The organism is Pseudomonas sp. ADAK2 (assembly GCF_012935755.1).
GTDB lineage: Bacteria > Pseudomonadota > Gammaproteobacteria > Pseudomonadales > Pseudomonadaceae > Aquipseudomonas.
The window spans coordinates 1,130,898-1,154,856 of sequence record NZ_CP052862.1; the positions used below are offsets into that span (position 1 = coordinate 1,130,898).

A 23,959-nucleotide genomic window follows, 5' to 3' on the forward strand; every position below is an offset into this window, starting at 1 on the left:
TAAGACGCCAGGCGCAGCTAAACATCTGCTGATTCCAGCGATGAAAGACCGGCCGTTGGCGATAACTGGGTGAAGTTTCCCGCAGGTTGGAAGCGATGTATGGGGGAAAGCCTCGAAGACGCTTTTGCGTTTTGTAATGGAAATACGACCGACTTCAAGCCCTTCAAAATGCCGGATGGACGTGATTGCGACGTCTATCCCAACTGCACCGAACAAGGACAATAAAATGTTTTCTCGAGACTTTTTCACTGGACTTGTTCGAGTAGTGGCCATCGGTTTAGGAACGATTGGAGCTACAGGATGCGCCGTCGCACAACAGGATAGCTTCACGCTGATCACAGAGCTGCCACCTGGGTTCGGTATTAAAGGCGAAGCCTCTTACGTGCCTCGCATGGGAGAGAACTGTACGGTCCCTCCTCGCAGTGGAAAAAACTATCCTGGCAAACAGTTTTTTGAGCAGGAGCTTAATGATGAGGCGCAGACAGCACACTTCGAAGTCCCCCTGACAAGTAATGAAGGAGGTTGCCCTTTAGTACTGAAAAGCTTTGGATATGAAGTCGACGCAAAGTACGGAGCAGCCCGACTCAATCTAGGTCGGGATTTCACAGGAATTTCGTTTGAAGATGGAAACGCAGAAACGCTAACGCCTCCTTCACCCACAATACGTTATAAACAATGCGAATGGTTGTTCCGTACAGTAGGAACCAATCGTTACATCGCTAAAATCCTGAAATGTAAGTCTGCAGCAACTCCGGAACAAGCAAATGGCACCGTTGCGGAAGGTCCGTTGCAACGCGCTCAACTCGCAGGAAAGACAATAAAAGTTGTGTTCTCAGTTGCTAAGGAAGAACAACCCTATATGGGAGATACGTGGGTTAAATTTCCCGAAGGCTGGAAGCGGTGCATGGGCAAGAGCCTCGATGACCCTTACGCGTTTTGTCGGGGCAACACTACAGACTTCAAGCCCTTTAAAATGCCCGATGGACGTGAGTGCACCATCTACCCCAACTGTACTGAATAAGGATATTTTTTATGGAGCCAAAGGCGCCTTGCGAACCACTCTTAAGTGACAAATCACAAGCTTGTCCATTGCGGGGTGACTGGATCAGTTTTCAAGTAGTAGATGAGTCCGGCGATGGCCAACCTTATGCGGGGCTCTCCTATATCCTTCAGGGTGATGCGAATCAAACGTACTCTGGGACGTTGGACGCTAATGGGACGGCAAAAATCCTCAATAGTTATCAAGGGTCTGTAGTACTACAAATCGACGCCCCTTACACCGGACCTGAGGATTTATACAGTGCCCTTTCACAACGAAAAAGTTATCCGCTTCCTATAACCGAGCTTCAGGTAAGAGCGGAAAAAAGCCGTTTTGTTCGCAAAGATGGTTTACGAGTAGAAAAAAACCCGGCAAGGGAAAAAGCAGATCAGTTCTTTCACGTAGAAGTGAGAGATCTAGTAAAAAATTTCGCGCACTTACCTCCAGGCTCTCCGCGAAAATCGCCGCCGAACTTCAGTTTGCTTAAAGTTATGGGTGACTTAGGATTCGGACCAGAAGAGTCAGAACTCTACGGAATCAGTTTGCTGCCCAACAAACATACTGTTCTTGAAGTTCGGCCCCTACGTGCTTTTCGCCCTATGCTTTCAAAAGATAATGAATTCAGCGCCTTGAATTTGTATCAGCTTTCTTTGTTTGCCAGTCATAGCTATTGCGGTTTTGGTCAAGCACCAACCAATCAGCCAACCGACACTGTTAGATTTCCTCTCGAACCGAGCGTCGGCTACTATTTTGGAAATGCACTCGCCAGCTTCAATGAAGTTTGGAAAATCAACCCGACTCAAACAACTCCTTACTACCCTCTTTATGAGGACGTGCCGTACTCGAAACGCTTCGAAATCCTGCCGTTCGATCCGACACTCTATGAAAAAAACAAACCGGAACTAGGCGAAGAACAGGAACACCCCGCCAAATGGCATTTTTTTGATGATGGTAAAGCAAAAGACGGCACTGAAACTCAGGCATTTATCACTCATCAGGACGAAGTCGTTCTGATTTCTGTCCGCGGAACCCAAGAACCCATGGACTTTGTACGAGACACCGATGCGGAACAAGTTCCATTTGAAGAAGGAATAGGTAAAGCGCACCAGGGCTTCTACAAAGCCTATAAGGCAATTAGTAAGTTTGTTCAGGTTTATCTCGATCAGTTCCACATGGGGCAAAAGATCATTATTTGTGGGCATAGTCTGGGCGGGGCAATCGCAACGTTGCTCGCAGAGGCATTACGGCGCAGTCCAAATGGGTACGACATACTGCTTTACACCTACGGTTCCCCGCGAGCAGGAGACGCCGATTTCGTAGCGGGCGCCGAAACACTTGCCCACCACCGCATGGTCAACAACAACGACCCGATCCCAAGTGTTCCTGCGCCATGGATGAACACTCGTAAAAGTATCTGGGTCCCCGGCTTAGTCCTCAGTTTTGTTACCGCTCCGTTAGGCGCACTGATTTTCGCCATTGGTCTCTCAAGAACCGGTGGCGCGGCCTATGAACACCACGGAAAGTTGCATCACTTCATGCCTGTCCACTTTAAAGGAAGTGAGCAATCCGCTGTGCTCTGGGATCCGGGTTGTGAGTCCATCGAAGAAGCGGCTTGCACCAAGGCAATAAAAAAATTCGGGGACATGCCCGACCGCGATGCATTTGTGCTTCAAATGTTCCAGATGGGCGATCACTTTATGGTGCCCTCCTATATTCCCTATGCCTGGGCAACATTGCGTCGCTGGCAGCAAACTCAGGAAAGAGGAACCACGGTGGTTACCAAAACTGAATACGATCAGGTTTACCTCCAACTACAAGAAATGCAGGATCGCTTGAAGTCGAAAGAGGTCGAGCTTAATTCCACCTTCTCATCTGATCGTCGGCAATATCAGCAAGAAGCGAATGTATTGAGAGCGGAAATAGGACGTCTGGATACAGCCCGCGGACGAATCCATGCCCTGAGCTTCCTCAAAGTGGGGCCAGAGCAAATATACGGCTCGGCCACACAGGCGCCGGAACATGAACTCAATGTGGAACGCTGGATGGCGAAAAAAGAAAACAAAGTCGAAGTCCAACTCGCCATGATTCCTCAAGCGGGCAGCAGCCAAATGAGGACAGCGTAGTTTTCAACGCCCCATAAACGAGTCAGTGTCCTCAGAGGGCTGGCTCGTTTAACCGTTGCAGTGAGCATCTAATGAGTAACGATTTTTTTCCATACTGCATCAAATCTGCATTTTTTCTTGCGCTTCCGCTGATGGGCGCCTGCAGTTTGGCGGGGCAGATTGCCAAGGATTCTGCCGCGGATGCAACCAGTTATTACAGCAGTGAACACTTCACGCTTGTCACGAGTATTCCACCGAACTTCGGTTTCAGCTCCAAAGCACAGTATTTTCCTCGGGCCGGACAAACATGCAGTGTCTACGTATCTGCTTTGGGTGGCGAGGTCACAAGGCATCAGCAAAAAACAGATAGGACCGACGCAAAGACCATTGAGCAAACAGTTCGCTTCGAGATACCTCTTGAGTTCCATATTGCTGGATGCACCATGGACTTGATGCGGGTCAACACCGAACTTGAAGGACGATATGGTCCCAGTTCTCTCGATATAGGTGGCGACGGTGGCGGAATATCTATCCGAAATATTGACGATCAACGCAGACCAGAACCAACTGAAGAACCGAGATTTCGCGGCATTTGCACGTGGATGTTTCAACTAAGTGTCGCAAGAATCCAAAAAGATGGCATATCCAAAATCCTGTCCTGCGATGCAGTAGACGAAAGGTGGAACGTATCAGAAGATCGTTACGAACGAGGCAAACCCGGCGGCGCCTTAAATCGTAGCGATCTAGCCGGGAAAGTCGTTCATCTTGAATTGCGTCAGTCACCCGATGAAACTCCGGCATCCGACGCCAAATGGCAAAAGTTCCCGAACGGCTGGAAACCCTGCTTGGGCAAAGGTATTGAAGACCCCTACGGCTTCTGTCGAGGGAATACGAAGGACTTCAGGACCTTCAGGATGAATGGGCGTACATGTACTATTTATCCTGGCTGTACCGATTAAGGCACTCATACAACCGCAAGAAGCAATCTATTGCAGGATTGAGACATAACATCTATGAACGTACGACAACATCTATTCAGTAAAAAACACTATGAAAATTTCCTCCGCGAACACGACGAAGTCATAGAGTTCTTCAAAAGCAATACATTTAAATCTGACTCGATCGAGGAGGAAGCCTCTCTTCGTGCAAGTTACTTTAAAACCCTGGCACGTGACAGGTTATTCGCCGCCTATACCGGCGGAGAGGACATAGCCTCTCTTATTCCTCTGCTTGAGGATGTGATTGCAAAGTACGAAGTACGCCAGAAAACATTGGCAATATATGAGGAATCCCCGGATATCTCGCCTTTAGCGATGGATGACTGGGCTTATCAATTTGAAGAAGGCGCTCAGGTCATCAGCCTGTGCATTCTGTTACACCGCACCGACCTGCTCCCTCGATTCGTCAGGCTCATGGACAATGCGGGCTATGCAGGTTTCGACACGCTTTACGAAGACTTGCTGAAGAAGGTTCTACCTGGCCGGCACGATGTCGACCAGTGGTATCACGACGTCTATACGCCTCTTATTCAATCAATCTACGTCGACAGTAAAGAAGAGGCTTCTGAGCTGCTTCAACAGTACTGCGAGCAATGGTATTGCGCCTTCGAACATGCCCCGTGGCATGACACCCACCATCAAGGAGAGGATGGAAACTACGTCGGTTACTGGGCGTTGGAAGCAGGCGCCATCGCCTTTTTATACGATATAGACGACAGCAAAATCGATCACATGGTATATCCGAAAGATTTGGTCGAATACGCCAGAAACCATAAAACAACTGCTGATCCCTTACATGGTCGTCATGAATAAACGACAAGAATTCCTCACTGAGACCCGATACGCGAACTTCCTGGCTTACAGCGAAGAGACCAAAATTTTCTGGAAGACCCACACATTCGAGTCGGACTCTCCCGAACAAGAAGCGTCCCTCAGGGCTGCTCACTTCAAAAGTGTGGTGCGAAGAAAACTATTTATTTCCTATACAGCGGGAGAGGAAATCCATTCGCTGGTGCCATTGCTTGAAGAATTGATATCAGCCTACGAAGAGCGTCAGAGAAAACTTTCGATCTACGAGGGGGTAATCAACATCTCGCCCCTTGCCATTGATGACTGGCCAGATGAATTTGAAGAATGCGTACAAGTCTTTAGCCTGTGCATCCTGCTCAACAGAACGGACTTGCTCAAACGATTTGCCAAGCTTGTAGACGATGCAAATTACAAGGGTGAGGACACGCTCTACGAAGACTTGCTGCGCAAACGGCTACCCGACCGAGAGGATGTCGATGAGTGGTACCACGATGTCTACACTCCTTTAATCGAAGCTATCTATGCAGATGAAAAAGCCGAGGCGTCTCAGTTACTAACGGATTACTGTGAACAATGGTACGCGGCATTTAGCCACGCTCCTTGGCACGATTCGCACTTGAATGGGGACGAAGGCAGCTATGTAGGATATTGGGCTATTGAAGCTGCTGCAGTTGCTTACTTATACGACATTGATGATAGTAAAGTCGAGCACATGGTTTATCCGAAAGCTTTAGTCGACTATGCCAGAAGCCACAACCCCACTTTAAACCAAAGTAAAGACACATGACAAAAAGACAACAATTCCTTACCGAGCAGAGATACGATAATTTTTTAGACAATTATAAAGAGTCGTTTATATTTTGGCAGGACAAGCTGTTTCAAGCCGACTCTCCCGAGCAAGAAAAATCTTTACGAGCCAGGCATTTTCAAACGCTTTATCTGAACAATATTTTAATGCGTTATACCGCTGGAGAAGAGATCTTCAACTTGCCACCTCTGCTGGAGGAGTTGGTAGATAGCTATGAGGTGCTGCAACAAAAGCTAGCTCAGTATGAACAGATAGAAAACATCACGCCGCTGACAATTGATGACTGGATTGACGAGTACCAGGAATGTTTGCAGGTGATCAGTCTGTGTATCCTTCTGCATCGGCGAGACTTACTAAAGCGATTCGTTTTGCTGATAGATAATGCCGGTTATGCAGGCACGGATACGCTTTATGAAGATCTGCTAATCAAGATTCTTCCCGACCGTGAAGATATCGATCAGTGGTATCACGACGCTTACACCCCGCTAATTCAAGCGATTTACGTCGAAGATAAAAACAACGCACCCGAACTATTGAAAAAATACTGTGAAAATTGGTATTCGTCCTTTGATCAAGCCCCTTGGTATGATTCGCACAAGGATGGCGACGAAGGCAGTTACGTTGGCTACTGGGCGTTGGAAGCGGGAGCCATTGCGTTTCTGTACGACATCGACGACAGCAACATTGACCCTATGGTGTATCCAAAAGCGTTGGTTGAATTCGCCAGAAACCACATCCCCCCTATCGCGTAGCATCGCCATGAACAGACGCCAGCATTTCATCGCCGACTCCTACTATCAAAAGTCCATCCATCTCTACGATACGACCGAATCGCGCTGGGCAGGGACGATGCAGGCAGACTCTCCAGACCAGGAGAATGCATTGCGCACGGGGTACTTCAAGGAGGCGGCATTTAATGCCTTGCTGATCAGTTACACAGCAGGCGAGCCGATTGACAGTCTTATTCCCCGGCTGGAGAAGCTGATAAATAGCTACGAGATTTACCAACAAGCGCTGGCTGCCGAGGAACGCGAACCTGATATTTCACCCTTGGCCATTGATGACTGGCCTGAACACTATGAAGAGTGCGTTCAAGTCATCAGCCTTTGCATTTTGTTGCATCGCACCGACTTGCTGACTCGTTTCGTCGCCCTGATAGATCGCGGGGGATACGCCTTCGAAGACACGCTCTACGAAGATCTTCTGCGCAAGTATTTACCTGGCCGCGCTGATCTGGACGAGTGGTTCCACGACCTCTACACGCCGCTGATTCGGGCCATGTATGCCACCGAACCTGAAGAATCGAGTCACTTGTTAAAGCACTATTGCGAAGCGTGGTATCCCGCTTTCGCCACGCTGCAAACCAATTGGCATGACAGTCATTTGGACATTGAAGACGACGATGGCAACTACGTCGGTTACTGGGCTTTTGAAGCAGGCGTCATTGCCTTTTTATACGGTATCGACGACAGCCAAATCGATAGCATGGTTTATCCCAAAGACCTGGTTGCCTATGCCAGGAACACCGCAAACACGTAAACTCCCGCCCTCTTCAGGAAACGGACTTCGGATTCAACGCCATGGAACTGCAATTCACCATTACCCCCGAGCACACCCAGATCAGGGTCGGCGAACAGCTGGAGCGCGAAATGCTCAAGCATGATCAGCAGCAGGCCCAACTGATGGGTTACGTCGCACGCTTGCAGGAACGTCTGCTCGCCCCGCTGTTGTTTGTACTGTGCCTGGTCGGCGGGATGCTGGCGATCTATTTTCCTGAGCGCCAGTTCACCCCCCAGAAGATCATCACGATGGTGTTGTTCGGGGCGATCTTCGCGGTGTTTTGGTGGTTCTTCTCCAGTCGATGGTTGGGCCACCTGCGCGCACGTATGGCCGCCAGCGGTGCCAAGCCGCGCACGCCTTTGCGCGGCACGAATCAGCGCCTTATCGAAGCCAAACTGCGTATTAACCTCAAGGCTGCTGAGGGCGCGTATCGCCTGCTGCTCGACGATCAGGGTTTCAGTCTGATCAATGCCAAGGGCGAAAAAGGCGGGTTGGCTTGGGGGAAGATTGTGCGTCTCAAGGAAACGCCTGACTTTTACTCGGTGGCCTGCGCTGAGTCGGATCGCAAGGACAAGGCCTATCACATTCCCAAACGCAGCGATGTGATGGACGCCGAGCAGTATCAGCAAGGTTTGGCGCTGTTCTTGAGCCGGGTACCCGCCTCTGCCGTGTTAACGCCTGCCTCGTAGAAGGCAGGCGTGTTTCAGCAGGCGTCAGGCTGGCGCTGTCCAGCCCAGCATCTGTTGCTGCGCGACTTGCAATAGATCGCAGCCGTCCTGTGTCAGCAGATACAGCGCGTGGGTGAGGTGTGGAATGTCCTGGACGTCACCGTTTTTGAAGCACTGGCAATGCAACGTTTCCAGCAAGTTGCTGGAGGCACGGATGCGTTGGAGTGCGGCTTCGAGAATGTCTTGGGGATTGGCCTCGGTGTCGATGACCATGGGACTTGAATCAGTGACGCTGCTTTTGATTGAACGATAGCGATCGGGAAAAGGATTTAGCGTTGGCATAGTAATTACTCGAGCATTAATTAGTAATCGCCAGCACCGTGACCAAACGATGGAGGCGGCTGTGTACAGGCTTGGTCAACCGCTAACACTCAAAACGGCTCGCTCGAAAGCGTCCTGCACACAGCCACCATTGCAACGCACTGCGAAACGTAGAAGTCCGCAGCGCGAATGATGGCACATATGTGCAGTGTTATCAGGTGACCAAACCTGTTCGCTGATTTTGCAGCGATGCCCAAACAGTACCCGCTGGAACCCACTAGGCGAAAGTCGACAAAGCGCCCAAGCTTGTAGGAACGGGGCGAAGCTTTCTTAGGATTTTTTACGACTCACGGGCAGCAATGTAGGACCCAACAACCGAAAGGATTCCCGCCCCAATGAAATCACCTTGGCCGTACCTGATCGCAGCTTTGCTAACCACCCCCGCCTACGCGCAACCGCTCAAGACCATCCTCACCTGCCCTTTAGCCGGCAACTCCAAGGTATCGCTGCTGGCCGAACCCGCCGAAGACGGCCATCGTCTTTTCATAAGACTCGACGGCAACACCCACATCGCCTTCACCGACATGCCCCAACAGGACTTCATCGGCCGCATCGTCCTGGCAAAGTGCGTGTCCTCCACCCTGATGTTCGCCCTCGAATATGGCTCGCCCTATATGAAAGGCGTCGTGCTGCGCAAAAACCCGATCACGCACAGCGTCGAGCAAATCGATTTCGCCGAGAAGGCCCTGCCCCGTTGGCTCTATCTGGGGCCGCAGCAAATGCGCCTGGTCATGCCAAACGAAGGCTATGAAGTGCCGACGAAGTTGCTGCTCTATGACTACGTGGCCGGCAAAGGCCAGGCTGAAACGGCTATCGGCATTGACACGCTTCCCGAGACGCGCGGTTTTAAAGTCGTGCACTTGGAGAGGCGTTCCAACAACTAACTTACCGGTCCCACATGAAACCTCTGTCAGAAACTGCCTTACGACAGGTGGCGTTCAACCGGGTTAACCATCGCTTAACGCCGCGGTCCAAAACTTTACTGGACCGCACGCCTTCAGACACTCCTGATGCCCAGTGCGGCAGGTTCGACGCGTTACACGTCGAGCTGACTTTAAGCCTGCACCGGAGACTTTCCATGAACATGCGCACCTTGCTGATTTCCACCGCCCTCACCTGCACCGCATTCGCCGGTCTGGCCCAAGCCAATGACGCTTCAACTTCCCAGGCCACTCCGTACCAGTACGGCATGCCGCTGCACGTGGGCAAGGTGATTGCCTTGAACGAACCATCGACGCTGGACTGCAAAGTGGTTACGGCAGACATGAAATACATCGACAGCGCGACCGGCAAGCCGTCGGAAATCACCTATCGGAAATTGTCTGACGCCTGCAGTTATCAGAACTGACAGAAGGCTCTGATTCGGCGCTTTGCGGTTTGCCTGTGAGGGTTCTGGCGCTATGCTTTGGGCGCCTCCCTCACTGCCGCAAGGATTCGCCATGCAGTTATCGTTTCGTACGTTGTCGACGTTCACCGCCGCGCTGTGTTTCGTGCTGGCGCTGGTGTGGGGCTTGATGCCGGATCAGTTGTTGGCGGTCTGGAGTATCGAGTATTCGTCGGCGGCGGGATTGGTCGCGCGACGTAGCGCAGTACTGTTTGCGGCGCTGGGGGTAATGTTTTATCTGGTTCGCAACGAGGCGCCGTCCGCGACTCGCAGTGCGCTGAGCAATGGTTTTATTGTCGGCTGCTGGGGGCTGGCAGCACTGGGCTTCGGCGAATGGCTGAATGGCCATGCCGGGCCAGGTATTTTGCTGGCGGTCGGGGTCGAACTGGCGCTGGGTCTGGGATTTTTCCAGACCCGGCGCGTATCGGTCGAGCTCGAAACGGCGGGTTAAAGCGCTTTACGATCCGGATGCAGTGTCTGGGCGGATGCCCTGTGCTGCATGTCTGATCGAAGTTCGGCAATCAGGTCGTTGATTTCGCGACAACCATTCAAGTGTTTGGCGTTGATACCGGTCACCATCAGATCCAGCTGATCCGTGTGCGTGTCGGCATACACTTTTATGGTCATCGACAAGTCAGGCGTTAGCGTGCATTGACAGCGCTTCGGCAGGAAGCTGCTTTCAATGATGTTGCGAAGTTCCAGGGCAGAAAGAAACATGGCGACCCTCTCCTTAATGTGAGACTGCCAATCAAAATAATCATCGGTCGGTACTGAAAAAACCCGTTTGTCTTCCTTGCGAGCCTGAACATTTCATTACCTGGCCGTTCTCTCGTAGCAACGCTGACTCGTATGAAGTCGTCGGTCAGCTTAAGACCAGCTACAGCATAAAACATGCCCAAGAATTCGCTCTGCACCTCGTCGGCAAATCAAAGGTTTAGGCTGCGCGCCATCAGATTGCCCTCATGCAAGATGCAAGAAGGGCCGGTAAAAGCCCTGCAATATGCAGGTATCAGCAGTGGGTTTGCATTCATCGTGTTCGGCAGTAAAAATGCTACCCGATATTTCAGTATCCGCTGACCCCACTCACACGCAAGGAGGCATCATGGGTTCTTTGACCTTAAACACGACCGTTGGGCTAATAGTTGCGGGGTTGTCGTGCAACGCGCACGCCGCGAAACTCGAAGAAGTCGCGCCGTATCCCAAGGCTGAGAGCGGTTTTACTCGCCAAGTCATCCACCTCGCGCCACAAACCCAGGAAGACGGCTATCAGGTCGAGATTCTGGCCGGCAAGACGTTGACCGTGGACTGCAACCGTCAGCGCTTGGGCGGGATGCTCGTAGAGAAGAATCTGGAGGGTTGGGGTTATCCGTTTTATCGGCTGGAAACGGTGATCGGGCCGATGAGCACGATGATGGCCTGCCCCGATGGCAAGACCAAAAAGGACTTTGTGCCGGTGGTCGGTGACGGGTTCATGCTGCGCTATAACAGCAAGCTGCCGATCGTGCTTTACGTGCCCAAGGATGTGGAGGTTCGTTATCGGATCTGGACGGCGTCGAGCAAAGTCGAGAAAGCCGTCCAGGAGTAGCCCGATCCATTGTTGTTGTTGTAGCAGCTGGCGCAGCCTGCGTTCGGCTGCGAAGCAGTCGTGAAAGCTGATTACGCGGTCTTACTGATATACCGCGTCGTCTTATTTCGCGACTGCTTCGCAGCCGAACGCAGGCTGCGCCAGCTGCTACATATAGCGTGCGGTGCGGCGAAATTTCTTTCACTGCCGCCATGTTCTACAGGAGCTTCTTTTGATTACTTGCCACGTCAAATATGTGATCGATCCGTATCAACTGCCCGAGTTCGAAGCCTACGCCCATGCCTGGCTCGGTATCGTTGAACGCCTGGGCGGCACTCATCACGGCTACTTCCTGCCGTCCGAGGGCGCGAGCAATATCGCTTACTGCCTGTTCAGTTTTCCGTCGTTGGCAGACTACGAAAGCTATCGCCACATCGCGATGACCGATCCGGAAAGTACCGCGCTGGTGGCCTCGCTGGTGGAGAAGAAGTTTATCGTCAGCTACGAGCGCACATTCCTGCGCCCAATGCTGGCCTGACTTGCGCTCACGCCGGGGCGCCACACACCGCGGCGCGTTCGGCGACGTGGCGCAATCTGTCGAAATTGATGTTGGCGCCCGAGTCGATGGCCACCAACGTCTGGCCCCGGACGCCGGTCTGCGCCACGTACTGCTTGATCCCGGCCACGGCCAAGGCACCGGAAGGCTCGGTGATCGAGCGGGTGTCGTCATAAATGTTCTTGATCGCCGCGCACAGTTCGTCGTTGCTGACGGTGATGACGTCATCGACACAGAACCGGCACACCTCGAAACCATAAGCGCCGATCTGCGCCACCGCCACGCCGTCGGCGAATGTACCGACATTGGGCAAAACCACTCGCTCACCCGCCTGTAACGCCGCCTGCAAACACGCGGAATGCTCCGACTCGACGCCGATGATGCGCACTTCGGGGCGCAGGTATTTGACGTACGCAGCAATGCCGGCGATCAAGCCACCGCCGCCCACCGGGACGAAGATCGCGTCCAGCGGCCCTTGGTGCTGACGCAGGATCTCCATGGCGACGGTGCCCTGCCCGGCGATCACGTCCGGGTCGTCGAAGGGCGAGACAAAGGTGCGACCGGATTGCTGCGCCAGGTTCAGGGCGTATTCCAGGGCGAAGGGAAAACTCTCGCCATGCAACACTGCGTCGGCACCACGACTGCGCACACCGAGCACCTTCAACTCCGGCGTCGTGCAAGGCATGACAATCGTCGCGGCGATCCCTAATTCCCGCGCCGCCAACGCCACGCCTTGGGCATGATTGCCAGCCGAAGCAGTGATCACGCCGCGGGCCTTTTGCTCATCGCTGAGCTGCACCAGCTTGTTGTAGGCGCCACGGATCTTGAAGGAAAAGGTCGGTTGCAGGTCTTCGCGCTTGAGCAGGATCTGATTGCCCAGCGCCTCGGACAGTGCCGGCGCCGGTTGCAGCGGCGTACGCACCGCCAGCTCATACACCGGCGCGGCGAGGATCTTTTTTACGTAGTGCTCAAGCAAGGCCTGCTGGGCGACGGTACTGTTCATGCTCATCTCCTGTTTCACACGACCTGCGTCGATTCAAAACCCAGGAGACAGAAAGTAAAAACCCGCCTCTAGGGCGGGTTGGGTGCTGCAGTCGTGAGCTAGCCCGCCAAATAAGGAATGGCGGTAATAATGCTTGGCTGGCAGCGCAATACGGTGGAAGTCATGGCTGGAAATTAGCCGGGCGCCGCAGGCAAGTCAATGGCCAATTTCGCCGGGGCTCTGTAGGCTGGCGACTCTGCTCATTGTCCCCAAGGATGGAAACCATGAAGTCTGTCGCCCTGCCCCTGCTTGCCTTGCTCGCGTTTGCTGGCTACACCGTGTCGGTGATGCTGCAGGCCGAACAGTCGTTGATTGACTTCGGGATCAGCCTGATGTCGCGGCCGGATACGGCGCAGGTGGTGATTGATCTTTATCTGCTGGCGACGCTGGCGGGCATCTGGATGTACCGCGATGCGCGCAAACGCGGCCAGTCAGCACTGTCCGTGATTCCCTATCTTTTGCTCACCGCCATTTTCGTGTCGATCGGGCCGTTGCTGTACCTGGTTGTGCGTGGCTTGCAGGATCGGCGCAAGGCGCTCACTTCGCCAGCCGCCTGAGCCCCAGCACCATCACCCCGGCCCCGAGCATCATCGCTGTCAAGAACAACGGATAGGAAACCCACCACGGCGTCCCGGCCGTCATCATGCTGAACTCGGACATGCCGCCAATGCTCGCAATCAAATTCAACGGCAAAAACACCACGTTGATCAGCGTCAGTTTGCGCAGCAGGTTATTCATGCTGTTGTTCATCAGGTTGCCCCGGGCGTCGATCAGCCCGGAGAACACCGTGGAGTAGATTTCCGCCTGTTTGTAGCACTGGTTGTTTTCGATGATCAGGTCATCGATCAGGCCGATGGCCTCGGCGCTGAAGTGTTCCTTTTCCGCGTGGTTACGCAGCCGGGTCAGCACCGCGCCGTTGCTGTGGATCGCGTTGATGTAATAGATCAGGCTCTCGCTGAGGTTGAACATCTGGATCAGGTGCTGGTTTTCCATCGAGGCGTTGAATTTCTGCTGCAGCTCCCGGGCGACCAGTTTGATCACCTTGAGGTGGCCCAAATAGTGATGGATGTTGTTGAACAGCAGATCCAGCAAAACATCCAGCGGCGTGTTCAGCCGTTGCCGGGTGCCGAGCCCGTGCAACGGCGAATCGTCGGTGGCGATCACCAGCAAGCGGCCCGGCGAGAACAGCAGGCCGCAGGACGACACCTCGAACGCCAGGCTGCCAGCGCCGGAATAGTTTTCCGGACGTTTCCAGATCAGGAACAGGTTGTCGGGGTGAAACTCGATGCGCGACACCTCGTCGGGGTCCAGGGCCGAGGCCAGGGCGTGTTCATCGAGCTTGAAATGGCTGTGCAGCAAGTCGCGCTCGGCGGCGTCGGGGTTGCTGAACAGCATCACTTCGGCGTCCAGCCGTTCGACTGCGTGCAAGGCGCCTTGGGTCAGTTGAAAGCTCTTGATCATCGGCCAATCACCAGGCCTGGCCGCGACGCTTGAGTTCCAGGCGACGGACGAACTCTTCCAGCACCAGCGAGTACAAATCGTCCTGCAAATAGGCGTCTTCGATGCCGGCGTCCATGTTCGGGTTGTCGTTGACCTCGATCACCACCACTTTGTCGCCGGACTGCTTGAGGTCGACGCCGTAGAGGCCATCGCCAATCAGGTTGGCGGTCTTCACCGCCAGTTCCACCACCGCGCGCGGCGCTTCGTGGACCGCCAGGGTGCGGCATTCGCCGTTGATGTCCTGGCCCTTGGCCTTGTGGTTGTAGATCTGCCAATGGCCCTTGGACATGAAGTACTGGCAGGCGAAGATCGGTTTGCGGTTGAGCACGCCGATGCGCCAGTCGTATTCGGTGTAGAAGAATTCTTGAGCGAGCAACAGCACCGAGTGTTCGAACAATTCGGCGGTGGCTTCGAGCAACGCCTGCTGGCTTTCGACCTTGATCACGCCCCGGGAAAAGCAGCCGTCGGGAATCTTCAACACCAGCGGAAAGCCCAGACGCTCGCCGACCCGTTCGAAGTCTTCCGGTCGTTCCTTGTAGAGGATTTCGGTGACGGGCATGCCCAACTGGTGGCTTTTCAGCAGGTCGGTCAGGTAGACCTTGTTGGTGCAGCGCAGGATCGACGTCGGGTCGTCCATCACCACCAGCCCTTCACTCTCGGCTTTCTTGGCGAAACGGTAGGTATGGTTGTCGACGCTTGTCGTCTCGCGGATCAACAGCCCGTCGTATTCGGCGATGCGCGCGTAGTCCTTGCGCTCGATCAGCTCGACGTCGATGCCCAGGGTTTTGCCGACCCGGACGAAATTGTCCAGGGCCTTGGCGTTGGACGGCGGCAAGGCTTCCTGCGGGTCATGCAGGATCGCCAGGTCATAGCGAGCCAGACGCTTGGAGCGCGGCATGCGCCAGATCTTGCGGCTGAAACTGTCCAGGGCGTTGGCGAATTGATCTTCCTGATCTTCACGCAACTTGTGCAAGGCGCCGGACTTTATACCTTCGATGTGCCAGCCGTTAGTTCTTCTGAATTCAACTAACAATATCGGACAGGGGAAAACCTCAAATAACTGCCGCGCCAGATCCTGCAACGGCTCAATATTAGTCTTGCCAAAATAAAGCGTTAGCGTAAAGCCTTCGGTATCGCTGTAAAGATGATTACTGAGGGCTTTTTCCAGCGGTTTATCCAGATCGTCCAGGGCCAGGCCATACAGCGATTTACGCGTCAGCTCGCTGATGGTTCGCACTGATGGAATGACCTTGTGCCCCCGGGCTTCGGCCAGCAGCGAGCAGTAATAACCGTGCCCCAGGTACTTGTAGCTGCGGCACAGGTTGATCACCTGTACCCGCTTGCCCTGCTCGTTGTCGCGGGTTTGCTCCAGGTATTCCTGGGCCGTGACGATGTCTTCACTGGGGAAATAGGACGCCCAGTCTTCCTTGCGTTCGACGATGATAATCAACTGACTTGAAGTGCTAACCGCGTCATTTAAATAAGTTGCCGCCGGCAAACTTTGCTCGGATACTTCGCGCCAATGACCTTGTACCGCTGACATAGTGATTGATCCGTTGGAGAACAAGACCTTTCCTATTAAGCACGAAGTTTTTTGAAAGTCCCGTTTCGTTACGTAACTTTTACGGTGGTCATATGAATCCTGTCTTTCGCCTGGCGCTAGTTGAAGACTTACCGGCGTTGCTCAAACTCGAAGAGCAATGCTTCACCACGGATCGGCTCAACAGTCGCAGTTTTCAGTGGATGATCACCAAGGCCAATGGGCAACTGCTGGTGGCTGAACACGCTGATGCACTGCTCGGCTACGCGGTGGTGCTGTTCCACCGAGGCACATCGCTGGCGCGGCTGTATTCCATTGCCATCGCTGCCGAGGCTCGAGGCATCGGCTTGGGCAAACAGTTGCTGGAGCGGGTCGAGGCCTGCGCCCTTGAGCACGATTGTGCTTACCTGCGCCTGGAAGTGCGCATCGACAACCCGGCAGCGATTGCCCTGTATGAGCGCAACGGTTACCGGCGGTTTGCGCTGATTCATGACTATTACCAGGACCACGCCGACGCGCTGCGCCTGGAGAAACGCATCCTCCAGCACCGCGACTCGCGCAATATCCAGGTGCCCTGGTATCGGCAGACCACTGACTTCACCTGCGGCCCGGCGTGTTTGCTGATGGCCATGGGTGCGCTGCAACAGGGACGATTGCTGGAGCGGCGCGAGGAACTGCAAATCTGGCGCGAGGCGACCACGGTGTTCATGACCTCGGGGCACGGTGGTTGCAGCCCGCAAGGTTTGGCGTTGGCGGCGTGGCGCCGCGGGTTTCGGGTGCGGTTGCAACTGAGCATGGCCGGGCCGTTGTTTCTCGATGGCGTGCGCGATGAGCATAAAAAGGACGTAATGCGTTTGGTGCACGAAGAGTTCACGGCGCAGTTGCAGGACACAGATGTGGAGCGGGTGATTGGCGGGACGTTGGATTTGCCACGGTTGTTGGACGCTGGCGGTCAGCCATTGGTGCTGATCAGCAGTTATCGCCTGACCCGCTCCAAGGCGCCGCATTGGGTGATGGTGACCGATTGCGACGAAGAGTTTGTGTATCTGCATGATCCGGATGTGGATCACAGCCAGCATCGACAGCCCATGGATTGCCAGCATTTGCCGGTCAGTCATGGGGAGTTTGAGAAGATGTGCAGTTTTGGGCGGGGGAAACTTCGGGCGGCGGTTGTCCTGTATGCCCGCCACCAGTGATCGTTCCCCCGCTCCTGCGTGGGAACGCCTCTTGTGACGCTCCGCGTCACGCTTTGGGACGCAGAGCGTCCCTGGCTGCATTCCCACGCGGAGCGTGGGAACGATCAGCGACGCGGAGCGTGTGAACGATCAGCACGATCAGCGCAGAGACTTTACTTCAACCCAACCTTGTAAAGCGCCCCGTCCTCCTCATCCGTCAGCACATACAAATACCCGTCCGGGCCCTGCCGTACATCGCGGATCCGTTCCTTGAGTTCCCCCAGCAAACGTTCTTCATGCACCACTTTGTCGCCATCGAATTGCAAGCGAATCAGTTCCTGACTCACCAGCGCGCCGATAAACACGTTGTGCTGCCAAGGCTTGAAGCGATCGGCATCGTAGAACGCCATGCCACTGATGCCGGGGGAGACCTCCCAGACATGGTGCGGCGGCACGGTGCCTTCGGCGGTTTTGCCCTTGGCCTCCGGGATCGGTTGGCCGGAGTAGTTGATGCCGTTGGTTGCCAGTGGCCAACCGTAGTTCTTGCCACGCTCGATGACGTTGATTTCGTCGCCACCCTTGGGGCCATGTTCGTTTTCCCACAGCGTGCCGTTCCACGGATTGAGCGCCGCGCCTTGCGGATTACGCTGGCCGTAGGACCAGATCTCCGGGCGGACGCCAGCCTGACCGACAAAGGGGTTGTCATCCGGCACCTTGCCGTCCGGGTAGATCCGCACGACTTTGCCCTGCAACTTGTCGAGGTCCTGGGCGGTCATGCGGTCGTTGTTTTCGCCCAAGGTGATAAACAGATAACCGTCACGGTCGAACACCAGCCGTGAGCCGAAGTGGTTACCGACGGAAAGCTTCGGCTCCTGGCGGAAGATCACCTTGAAATCCTTGAGGGTGGTCAGGTCGTCGGACAAACGCCCGCGACCGACCGCCGTCCCGGCCTTGTCGCCCTCACCGCCACCCTCGGCATAGGACAGATAGACCATGCGGTCCTGCTTGAAGTCCGGTGACAGCACCACATCGAGCAAACCGCCCTGCCCCTTGGCCCAAACCTTGGGTACGCCGCTGATCGGCGCCGAGCGTTTGCCATCGACCGTGACCACTCGCAGGTTGCCGGGCCGTTCGGTCACCAGCATGCCTTTGCTGTCCGGGAGAAACGCCAGGGCCCACGGATGTTCCAGGCCTTTGGTAATCGGCGTGACTTCAAGGGTGCCTTGTTCGCTTTTCAGTTCCTGGGTGGGCGCGGCGAAAACAGGCGCCGCGGCGGTGATCAGTGCGCTGGCGCAGAAGGTGGCCAGGAGGGTTTTACGCAACATGCACGCTTCCTTTTGTCGTTCGAATGGCTGACAGAACCTCAGTCCTGCCGTTCAACGGTTGCTGCTGTCCGAGTCACGGGGCGGTGAGTTGGGAATGAATTTCGGTGGCGCGCTTGGCGCTGACTTGTCCTGGGGATAGCGGTTGCCGATGCCACCGTTTTCCAGGGTTGGCGGCCGCGGCGTCGGCGCGAACGTCGGCTGCCGAGTGGCCGGCTGCGTGCCCTGCATGCTGTTGGGATTGGCCCGGTGAATCGGGCTGTTGTAGGGATTGTTGTTGCTGCTGCCCGTCGGGCTCTGGGCCTGGGCCGCCTGGCCGAGCAAAGCGCTCAAGGCCAACACGGTGCAACCGAGCACAAATCTGTTCATGGGGAGCCTCACTGCGGATGCGGGAATAGAGTCTTCGATGCCACGCTACGCCCGAGGTTCGCATTTGTTAACTGAAACCTCCTTCACAGATGTAACACCCGTTTGCCGCACCGCTGATCCCCCCGCAGGGCTTGGGCGCAAGCCGCTGAAACTTTTGCGCCGGGCCGCAGGTCACCTGATCATCACTTGCGAGTAGACGACGATGGCCCGGGCAATCTGGAAAGGCGCAATCAGTTTCGGCTTGGTGCACATCCCTGTAGCACTAGTCTCGGCCACCTCCTCCCAAGGGGTGGATTTCGACTGGCTCGACAGCCGCAGCATGGACCCGGTGGGCTACAAGCGCGTCAACAAGGTCACCGGCAAGGAAGTCACCAAGGAACACATCGTCAAAGGCGTGGCCTACGAAAAAGGCCGCTATGTGGTGCTTAGCGAAGAGGAAATCCGCTCGGCGCACCCACTGTCGACCCAGACCATCGACATCTTTGCCTTTGTCGACAGTGAGCAGATCCCGCTGCAAAACATCGACACACCTTATTACTTGGCGCCGGACAAACGTGGCGGCAAGGTTTATGCGCTGCTGCGTGAAACCCTGAGCAAAACCAACAAGGTCGCCCTCGCCCATGTCGTGCTGCACACCCGTCAGCACCTGGCGGCGCTGATGCCGCTGGAGTCGGCCATGGTGCTAGTGATGTTGCGCTGGCCAGCGGAAGTGCGCAGCCTCGATGAATTGGCATTGGGCAGTGAAGTGACCAAACCCGAGCTGGCCAAGGGTGAACTGGAGATGGCCAAGCGCCTGGTGGAAGACATGAGCGCCGACTGGAAACCCGAGGATTACCGCGACAGCTTTGAAGACAAGATCATGGCCCTGGTCGAGAAAAAGGCCCATGAAGGCAAGATCGAGGATGTCGAGAGCACCAGCGGCGAAGAAGAACGCAAAACCGCTGATGTTATCGATTTGACCGAGTTGCTCAAACGCAGCCTCGGCGGCAAGGCAGCCGCCAAACCAGCGGCCAAACCGCGCAAAGCCGCCGCCAAACCGGCCCCGGCGAAAAAAGCCACGAAGAGTTCTCGCGGCTGACGGCCCGAAACTCGCAGCACAAGGTAGTCCGCCATGGCTAAACCGGTGAGTGAATACACGCGCAAACGCAACTTCGAGATCACTTCGGAACCGCCCGAAGCGGCGCCGGCCAAACGTGGAAAGAAAGCCGCCTCGGCCTTGCGTTTCGTGATTCAGAAACACGATGCGCGCAACCTGCATTACGACTTTCGCCTGGAACTCGACGGTACCCTGAAAAGCTGGGCGGTGCCCAAGGGCCCTAGCCTGGACCCGACGCAAAAGCGCCTGGCGGTGCACGTCGAAGACCACCCGATCAGTTATGGCACCTTCGAGGGCAGCATTCCTGAAGGCCAATATGGCGCAGGGGATGTGATTGTCTGGGACCACGGCGTCTGGCAACCGATTGGCGACCCGAAAGAAACCTACAAGGCCGGCAAGCTGAAATTCACTCTGATCGGCGAAAAACTCTCCGGCGATTGGGCGTTAGTGCGCACTCACTTGCGCGGCAGTGGCGACAAGGAACAATGGCTGCTGATCAAGGAGAAGGATCAACAGGCACGGCCAATCAGCGAGTTTGACGTGGTCGCCGAGCTGCCCAAAAGCGTATTGAGTGATGCCACCGTGGGCGATAAGACCACCAAAAAAGCCGTCAAAAAAACCGTTAAAAAAGCCAAACCGACCACCCTGCCCGAAACGTTCAGCCCGCAACTGGCCACACTGATGGAAAAGGCCCCGGCCGGTGACTGGCGCTATGAAATCAAGTTCGACGGCTATCGCATACTCGCGCGCATCGACAACGGTGAGGTGCGGCTGCTGACACGCAATGGCCACGACTGGACCGCCAAATTGCCGCTGCAGGCCAAGGCCCTGGCCGAGATGAAACTCGACGGCAGTTGGCTTGATGGCGAAGTGGTGGTGCTGAACGACAAAGGCTTTCCGGACTTCCAGGCGTTGCAGAACGCGTTCGAGATCGGGCGCTCGGTCGACATTGTCTATTTCGTGTTCGACGCGCCGTTCCTGCACGGCGTTGATCAGCGCGAATTGCCGGTGGAAGACCGCCGTGCCGCGCTGAAAAAAGCCTTGGGTCGCAAGTCACGGCAGGTACTGCGCTTCTCGGAAGCGTTCACCGCGAACCATCAGGACATCGTCGAAAGTGCTTGTGCGCTGTCCCTGGAAGGCGTGATCGGCAAGCGCGCCGGCAGCCCTTATGTGTCACGCCGCAGCCCGGACTGGATCAAGCTCAAATGCCGTTTGCGCCAGGAGTTCGTGATCATCGGTTATACCGCGCCGCAAGGTTCGCGCAGTGGTTTCGGCGCCCTGTTGCTGGGTGTCTACGACGATAAAGGGCTGGTGTATGCCGGGCGGGTCGGCACCGGGTTCAATCAGGCCAACCTGAAGCTGTTTCATGGGCAATTGCAGAAAATCGAACGCAAAACATCGCCGCTGGACAAGTCGCTGACAGCGGCGCAGGCCCGAGGCGTGCACTGGGTGGAACCGACGCTGGTATGCGAGGCTGAGTTCGCCGAATGGACCCGCGAAGGCGTGGTCCGCCAAGCGGCCTTCATCGCCATGCGCACTGATAAACCGGCGACCGAGATCGTGCGTGAACAACCACAATCTCCCAAGGCGAACAAACCCGTGAACGAAAAGAAAACCAGCAGCAAGGACAGTACCGTCGCCGGGGTCAAGATTACTCACCCCGATCGCGTTATCGACAAGGACAGTGGCACGCAGAAACTGCAACTGGTGCAGTTCTACGAAAGCATCAGCCAGTGGATCCTGCCGTTCCTGCGCGACCGGCCGGTGTCGCTGTTGCGGGCGCCGGAAGGGGTCGAAGGCGAACAGTTCTTCCAGAAACACGCCGAACGGCTGGCGATCCCCAACATCAAGCACCTGGACCCGAATATCGACCTTGGGCATGCACGCCTGATGGAAATCGATACGGTGCAAGCGCTGATCGGTGCCGCACAAATGGGCACGATCGAGTTGCATACCTGGGGCGCGACGCACGACAAGATCGAAACCCCCGACCTGTTTGTCCTCGACCTCGACCCTGACCCCGCGCTGCCATGGAAAAGCATGGTCGAAGCCACACAACTGACCCTGTCGGTGCTCGATGAAATCGGCCTGGAGGCGTTTTTGAAAACCAGCGGCGGCAAAGGCATGCACATCATTGTGCCACTGGCGCGCAAGGATGATTGGGACACGGTCAAGGGTTTCGCCAAAGCCATCGCCCAGTTCATGGCGCAACAGTTGCCGGAACGGATCACCGCGACCATGGGCCCGAAAAACCGGGTGGGCAAGATCTTCGTCGATTACCTGCGCAATACCCGCGGGGCCAGTACGGTGGCGGCGTACTCTGTGCGGGCACGGCCGGGGCTACCGGTGTCGGTGCCGATTGCGCGGGAGGAATTGACGGCGCTGCATGGCTCGCAGGAATGGACCGTGGTCAATTTGCTCGAGCGGCTGGAAGGGTTGAAAGCTGATCCGTGGGCGGGGTATGCCAATCGGCAGAAGATTACGGCGAAGATGTGGAAGCAGTTGGGGGGCAAGAAGCCGTAGGTGTTGTGGTGAGTTTACCGGCCTCTTCGCGGGCAAGCCTCGCTCCTACAGGGCTTGTGTCGCTCACCCGTTATTCGAACGCCGCAAAACCCTGTAGGAGCGAGGCTTGCCCGCGAAGGCGTCAGACGCCCGAATGCAAAACTCAGATCAGAACGAAAACCGCCAACAACCCACCAAAAATCGCCCATTTCTCAAGGTAATAACGGGCACGGTTACGCTTCTTCAACTCCTTGCCACGCAAACGAACCTTGTAGATTCTGGTGAACAACCGGTTGATGCCACCCGTCTTGTCGCCCGCATCGTTCGGCGCGCCCGCCGCCGACATCACGGTACGGCTGAACCAGGCATTGAACGCCGCCGCCCAGCGGTACTTCATCGGCCGTTCGACATCGCAGAACAAGATGATGCGGTTCTGGTCGGTGGTGTTTTCGGCGTAATGGATAAAGGTCTCGTCGAACATCACCGCCTCACCGTCGCGCCAGTGGTAGTTCTCACCGTCGACGTTGATGTAGCAACCGGCATCGTTCGGCGTTTCCAGGCCCAGGTGATAGCGATAGGAGCCGGCATACGGGTCGCGGTGGCGCACCAGTTTGGAACCCGGTGGCAGCTCGGCGAACATCGCGGCCTTGATCGAGCCGATACTTTGCACCAGTTCAGTGGTGCGCGGGCAGAGCTTCTCGGCCGAAGGGTGGCTGTCGCCGTACCACTTCAGGTAGAAACGCTTCCAGCCGCTCTTGAAGAACGAGTTGAAACCGACGTCATCGTATTGGTTCGAGCGCTTGATCTCCCCGGCCCGCAGCAGGTTCTGGCCTTCGGCGCGAATCTCTTCCCAGTGCGCCTGCAACGGGCTCAGGTCCGGGAAGTCGGCTGGGTTGAGGTACGGCTTGCTCGGGAGTTTGGAGAACATATAAAGGAAGCAATTGATCGGCGCCAGAAACGTCGAGTGGTCGCTCAGTTGGCGGCCCAGCTTGTGGCGCACGCGACCGCGCAGGTGAACATACGCGATGGAGACAACATAAATAGCGGCAATGATGAGTTTCACGGCAATCGTCACAAGTCAGAAGAGAGCAAACTGCGCCTAGCCGGCCAAGCGGTCTGGCGCAGTGTTTGAATACGAAACAGCGGTCCAGGTGGCACGTCCTTGAGCCGATGCCAAAATGGCATTGGATTGATAGCTGGCATTTTAGCCACGATTTGTAACAAATAGTTAGCATCCAGATGTGAAAATCTGTCCACTGATGCCACCAAAGTGCCCGCGCAGGCTCAACGCCCTATCGTTTAAAGAGCCAGACCAGTACAATCGCCGCCAAACATTACGCGCCCCCCTTGGTTGATGACGGGAATGACCCCCGCCTCAGCGCACTTCGACTCGGGCCAAGCGCTCCATTGCTGCTGTCCACTTATTGCCAGATGGACCTTCCGCTTCTGACCGGGATGCATGTCCCGTGGATCGGATAACGGAACCGGGTACTGAATCGGTACTGCCGCACCCCTAGCTACTCTGAATGCTTCGCAGGAAAAA

At 55.5% G+C, this 23,959-nt stretch carries 24 protein-coding genes and 2 pseudogenes; 18 read left to right on the forward strand and 8 right to left on the reverse strand.

What is annotated here, in order from left to right:
• Nucleotides 1–33: 33 nt before the first annotated feature.
• The 9 genes and pseudogenes from HKK52_RS32525 to HKK52_RS05025 all read left to right on the forward strand — a co-directional run.
• A pseudogene (locus HKK52_RS32525) lies at nt 34–225 on the forward strand (hypothetical protein); the annotation flags it as partial.
• A gap of 1 nt (nt 226) precedes the next feature.
• Nucleotides 227–1,021 carry a hypothetical protein gene (locus HKK52_RS04990; RefSeq protein ID WP_169369814.1) on the forward strand — a complete coding sequence of 265 codons (795 nt, stop codon included), beginning with the start codon at nt 227–229 and terminating at the stop codon, nt 1,019–1,021.
• Between the two features lie 11 nt (nt 1,022–1,032).
• Complete coding sequence (locus tag HKK52_RS04995; protein WP_169369815.1) at nt 1,033–3,162, forward strand: lipase family protein; 2,130 nt, start codon at nt 1,033–1,035, stop codon at nt 3,160–3,162.
• 71 nt (nt 3,163–3,233) lie between these two features.
• On the forward strand, nt 3,234–4,100 hold the full coding sequence (locus HKK52_RS05000) for a hypothetical protein (RefSeq protein ID WP_169369816.1): 867 nt from the start codon (nt 3,234–3,236) through the stop codon (nt 4,098–4,100).
• A gap of 54 nt (nt 4,101–4,154) precedes the next feature.
• Nucleotides 4,155–4,952, forward strand: a complete 798-nt coding sequence (locus HKK52_RS05005) for a PoNe immunity protein domain-containing protein (protein WP_169369817.1) — start codon at nt 4,155–4,157, stop codon at nt 4,950–4,952.
• Nucleotides 4,945–5,736, forward strand: a complete 792-nt coding sequence (locus tag HKK52_RS05010) for a PoNe immunity protein domain-containing protein (RefSeq protein WP_169369818.1) — start codon at nt 4,945–4,947, stop codon at nt 5,734–5,736. The genes HKK52_RS05005 and HKK52_RS05010 overlap by 8 nt, the downstream gene beginning before the upstream one ends.
• Nucleotides 5,733–6,509 (forward strand): PoNe immunity protein domain-containing protein, encoded by a 777-nt coding sequence (locus HKK52_RS05015; protein WP_169369819.1) that lies wholly within the window; start codon nt 5,733–5,735, stop codon nt 6,507–6,509. The genes HKK52_RS05010 and HKK52_RS05015 overlap by 4 nt, the downstream gene beginning before the upstream one ends.
• Before the next feature lie 7 nt (nt 6,510–6,516).
• Nucleotides 6,517–7,296, forward strand: a complete 780-nt coding sequence (locus tag HKK52_RS05020) for a PoNe immunity protein domain-containing protein (RefSeq protein WP_169369820.1) — start codon at nt 6,517–6,519, stop codon at nt 7,294–7,296.
• Nucleotides 7,297–7,337: 41 nt separating this feature from the next.
• Nucleotides 7,338–8,006, forward strand: coding sequence for a YcxB family protein (locus HKK52_RS05025; protein ID WP_169369821.1), 669 nt, complete (start codon nt 7,338–7,340; stop codon nt 8,004–8,006).
• Nucleotides 8,007–8,030: 24 nt separating this feature from the next.
• Here the strand turns inward: HKK52_RS05025 and HKK52_RS05030 are convergent, their stop codons facing one another.
• Nucleotides 8,031–8,327 carry a hypothetical protein gene (locus HKK52_RS05030; protein WP_169369822.1) on the reverse strand — a complete coding sequence of 99 codons (297 nt, stop codon included), beginning with the start codon at nt 8,325–8,327 and terminating at the stop codon, nt 8,031–8,033.
• A gap of 374 nt (nt 8,328–8,701) precedes the next feature.
• Between HKK52_RS05030 and HKK52_RS05035 the strand changes: the two genes are divergently transcribed.
• From HKK52_RS05035 to HKK52_RS05045, 3 genes are all read left to right on the forward strand, one after another.
• Nucleotides 8,702–9,250 (forward strand): hypothetical protein, encoded by a 549-nt coding sequence (locus HKK52_RS05035; protein WP_169369823.1) that lies wholly within the window; start codon nt 8,702–8,704, stop codon nt 9,248–9,250.
• Nucleotides 9,251–9,444: 194 nt separating this feature from the next.
• The gene (locus tag HKK52_RS05040) at nt 9,445–9,714 is read left to right on the forward strand and encodes a DUF2790 domain-containing protein (RefSeq protein ID WP_169369824.1); all 270 of its coding nucleotides are present in this window, start codon (nt 9,445–9,447) and stop codon (nt 9,712–9,714) included.
• Between the two features lie 91 nt (nt 9,715–9,805).
• On the forward strand, nt 9,806–10,201 hold the full coding sequence (locus HKK52_RS05045; protein WP_169369825.1) for a hypothetical protein: 396 nt from the start codon (nt 9,806–9,808) through the stop codon (nt 10,199–10,201).
• Here HKK52_RS05045 and HKK52_RS05050 read toward each other — a convergent pair.
• Nucleotides 10,198–10,467 carry a DUF1652 domain-containing protein gene (locus HKK52_RS05050; RefSeq protein ID WP_169369826.1) on the reverse strand — a complete coding sequence of 90 codons (270 nt, stop codon included), beginning with the start codon at nt 10,465–10,467 and terminating at the stop codon, nt 10,198–10,200. The genes HKK52_RS05045 and HKK52_RS05050 overlap by 4 nt on opposite strands.
• A 385-nt stretch (nt 10,468–10,852) precedes the next feature.
• On the opposite strand from HKK52_RS05050, the gene eco reads away from it, so the two are divergent.
• The gene (gene eco / locus HKK52_RS05055; RefSeq protein WP_169369827.1) at nt 10,853–11,335 is read left to right on the forward strand and encodes a serine protease inhibitor ecotin; all 483 of its coding nucleotides are present in this window, start codon (nt 10,853–10,855) and stop codon (nt 11,333–11,335) included.
• A 211-nt stretch (nt 11,336–11,546) separates the two neighbouring features.
• Complete coding sequence (locus tag HKK52_RS05060; protein WP_169369828.1) at nt 11,547–11,852, forward strand: NIPSNAP family protein; 306 nt, start codon at nt 11,547–11,549, stop codon at nt 11,850–11,852.
• Between the two features lie 31 nt (nt 11,853–11,883).
• Here HKK52_RS05060 and ilvA read toward each other — a convergent pair.
• Nucleotides 11,884–12,879, reverse strand: a pseudogene (ilvA, locus tag HKK52_RS05065) (threonine ammonia-lyase, biosynthetic); the annotation flags it as partial.
• A gap of 257 nt (nt 12,880–13,136) precedes the next feature.
• Here ilvA and HKK52_RS05070 point away from each other — a divergent pair.
• The gene (locus tag HKK52_RS05070; RefSeq protein ID WP_169369830.1) at nt 13,137–13,469 is read left to right on the forward strand and encodes a DUF2834 domain-containing protein; all 333 of its coding nucleotides are present in this window, start codon (nt 13,137–13,139) and stop codon (nt 13,467–13,469) included.
• Here the strand turns inward: HKK52_RS05070 and HKK52_RS05075 are convergent.
• Together HKK52_RS05075 and HKK52_RS05080 are read right to left on the reverse strand one after the other, a co-directional pair.
• Complete coding sequence (locus HKK52_RS05075) at nt 13,450–14,373, reverse strand: magnesium transporter CorA family protein (protein WP_169369831.1); 924 nt, start codon at nt 14,371–14,373, stop codon at nt 13,450–13,452. The two genes, HKK52_RS05070 and HKK52_RS05075, sit on opposite strands and share 20 nt — an antisense overlap.
• A gap of 7 nt (nt 14,374–14,380) precedes the next feature.
• Nucleotides 14,381–15,955, reverse strand: a complete 1,575-nt coding sequence (locus tag HKK52_RS05080; RefSeq protein ID WP_169369832.1) for a RimK family protein — start codon at nt 15,953–15,955, stop codon at nt 14,381–14,383.
• Between the two features lie 92 nt (nt 15,956–16,047).
• Here HKK52_RS05080 and HKK52_RS05085 point away from each other — a divergent pair, with 92 nt between their 5' ends.
• Nucleotides 16,048–17,148, forward strand: coding sequence for a GNAT family N-acetyltransferase/peptidase C39 family protein (locus HKK52_RS05085; RefSeq protein WP_169369833.1), 1,101 nt, complete (start codon nt 16,048–16,050; stop codon nt 17,146–17,148).
• Nucleotides 17,149–17,300: 152 nt separating this feature from the next.
• Here the strand turns inward: HKK52_RS05085 and HKK52_RS05090 are convergent, their stop codons facing one another.
• Nucleotides 17,301–18,452: a PQQ-dependent sugar dehydrogenase gene (locus tag HKK52_RS05090; RefSeq protein WP_169369834.1), complete on the reverse strand. Its 1,152-nt coding sequence runs from the start codon at nt 18,450–18,452 to the stop codon at nt 17,301–17,303.
• A 51-nt stretch (nt 18,453–18,503) separates the two neighbouring features.
• The gene (locus tag HKK52_RS05095) at nt 18,504–18,818 is read right to left on the reverse strand and encodes a hypothetical protein (protein WP_169369835.1); all 315 of its coding nucleotides are present in this window, start codon (nt 18,816–18,818) and stop codon (nt 18,504–18,506) included.
• A 202-nt stretch (nt 18,819–19,020) separates the two neighbouring features.
• Between HKK52_RS05095 and ku the strand changes: the two genes are divergently transcribed.
• Together ku and ligD are read left to right on the forward strand one after the other, a co-directional pair.
• Nucleotides 19,021–19,896: a non-homologous end joining protein Ku gene (gene ku / locus HKK52_RS05100; RefSeq protein ID WP_133839703.1), complete on the forward strand. Its 876-nt coding sequence runs from the start codon at nt 19,021–19,023 to the stop codon at nt 19,894–19,896.
• 33 nt (nt 19,897–19,929) lie between these two features.
• A complete protein-coding gene (gene ligD, locus HKK52_RS05105; protein ID WP_169369836.1) occupies nt 19,930–22,437 on the forward strand; it encodes a DNA ligase D in 2,508 nt (835 codons plus the stop codon).
• A 142-nt stretch (nt 22,438–22,579) separates the two neighbouring features.
• On the opposite strand, the gene lpxO is transcribed toward ligD, so the two are convergent.
• Nucleotides 22,580–23,479, reverse strand: coding sequence for a lipid A hydroxylase LpxO (gene lpxO, locus HKK52_RS05110; RefSeq protein ID WP_169369837.1), 900 nt, complete (start codon nt 23,477–23,479; stop codon nt 22,580–22,582).
• Nucleotides 23,480–23,959 lie beyond the last annotated feature (480 nt).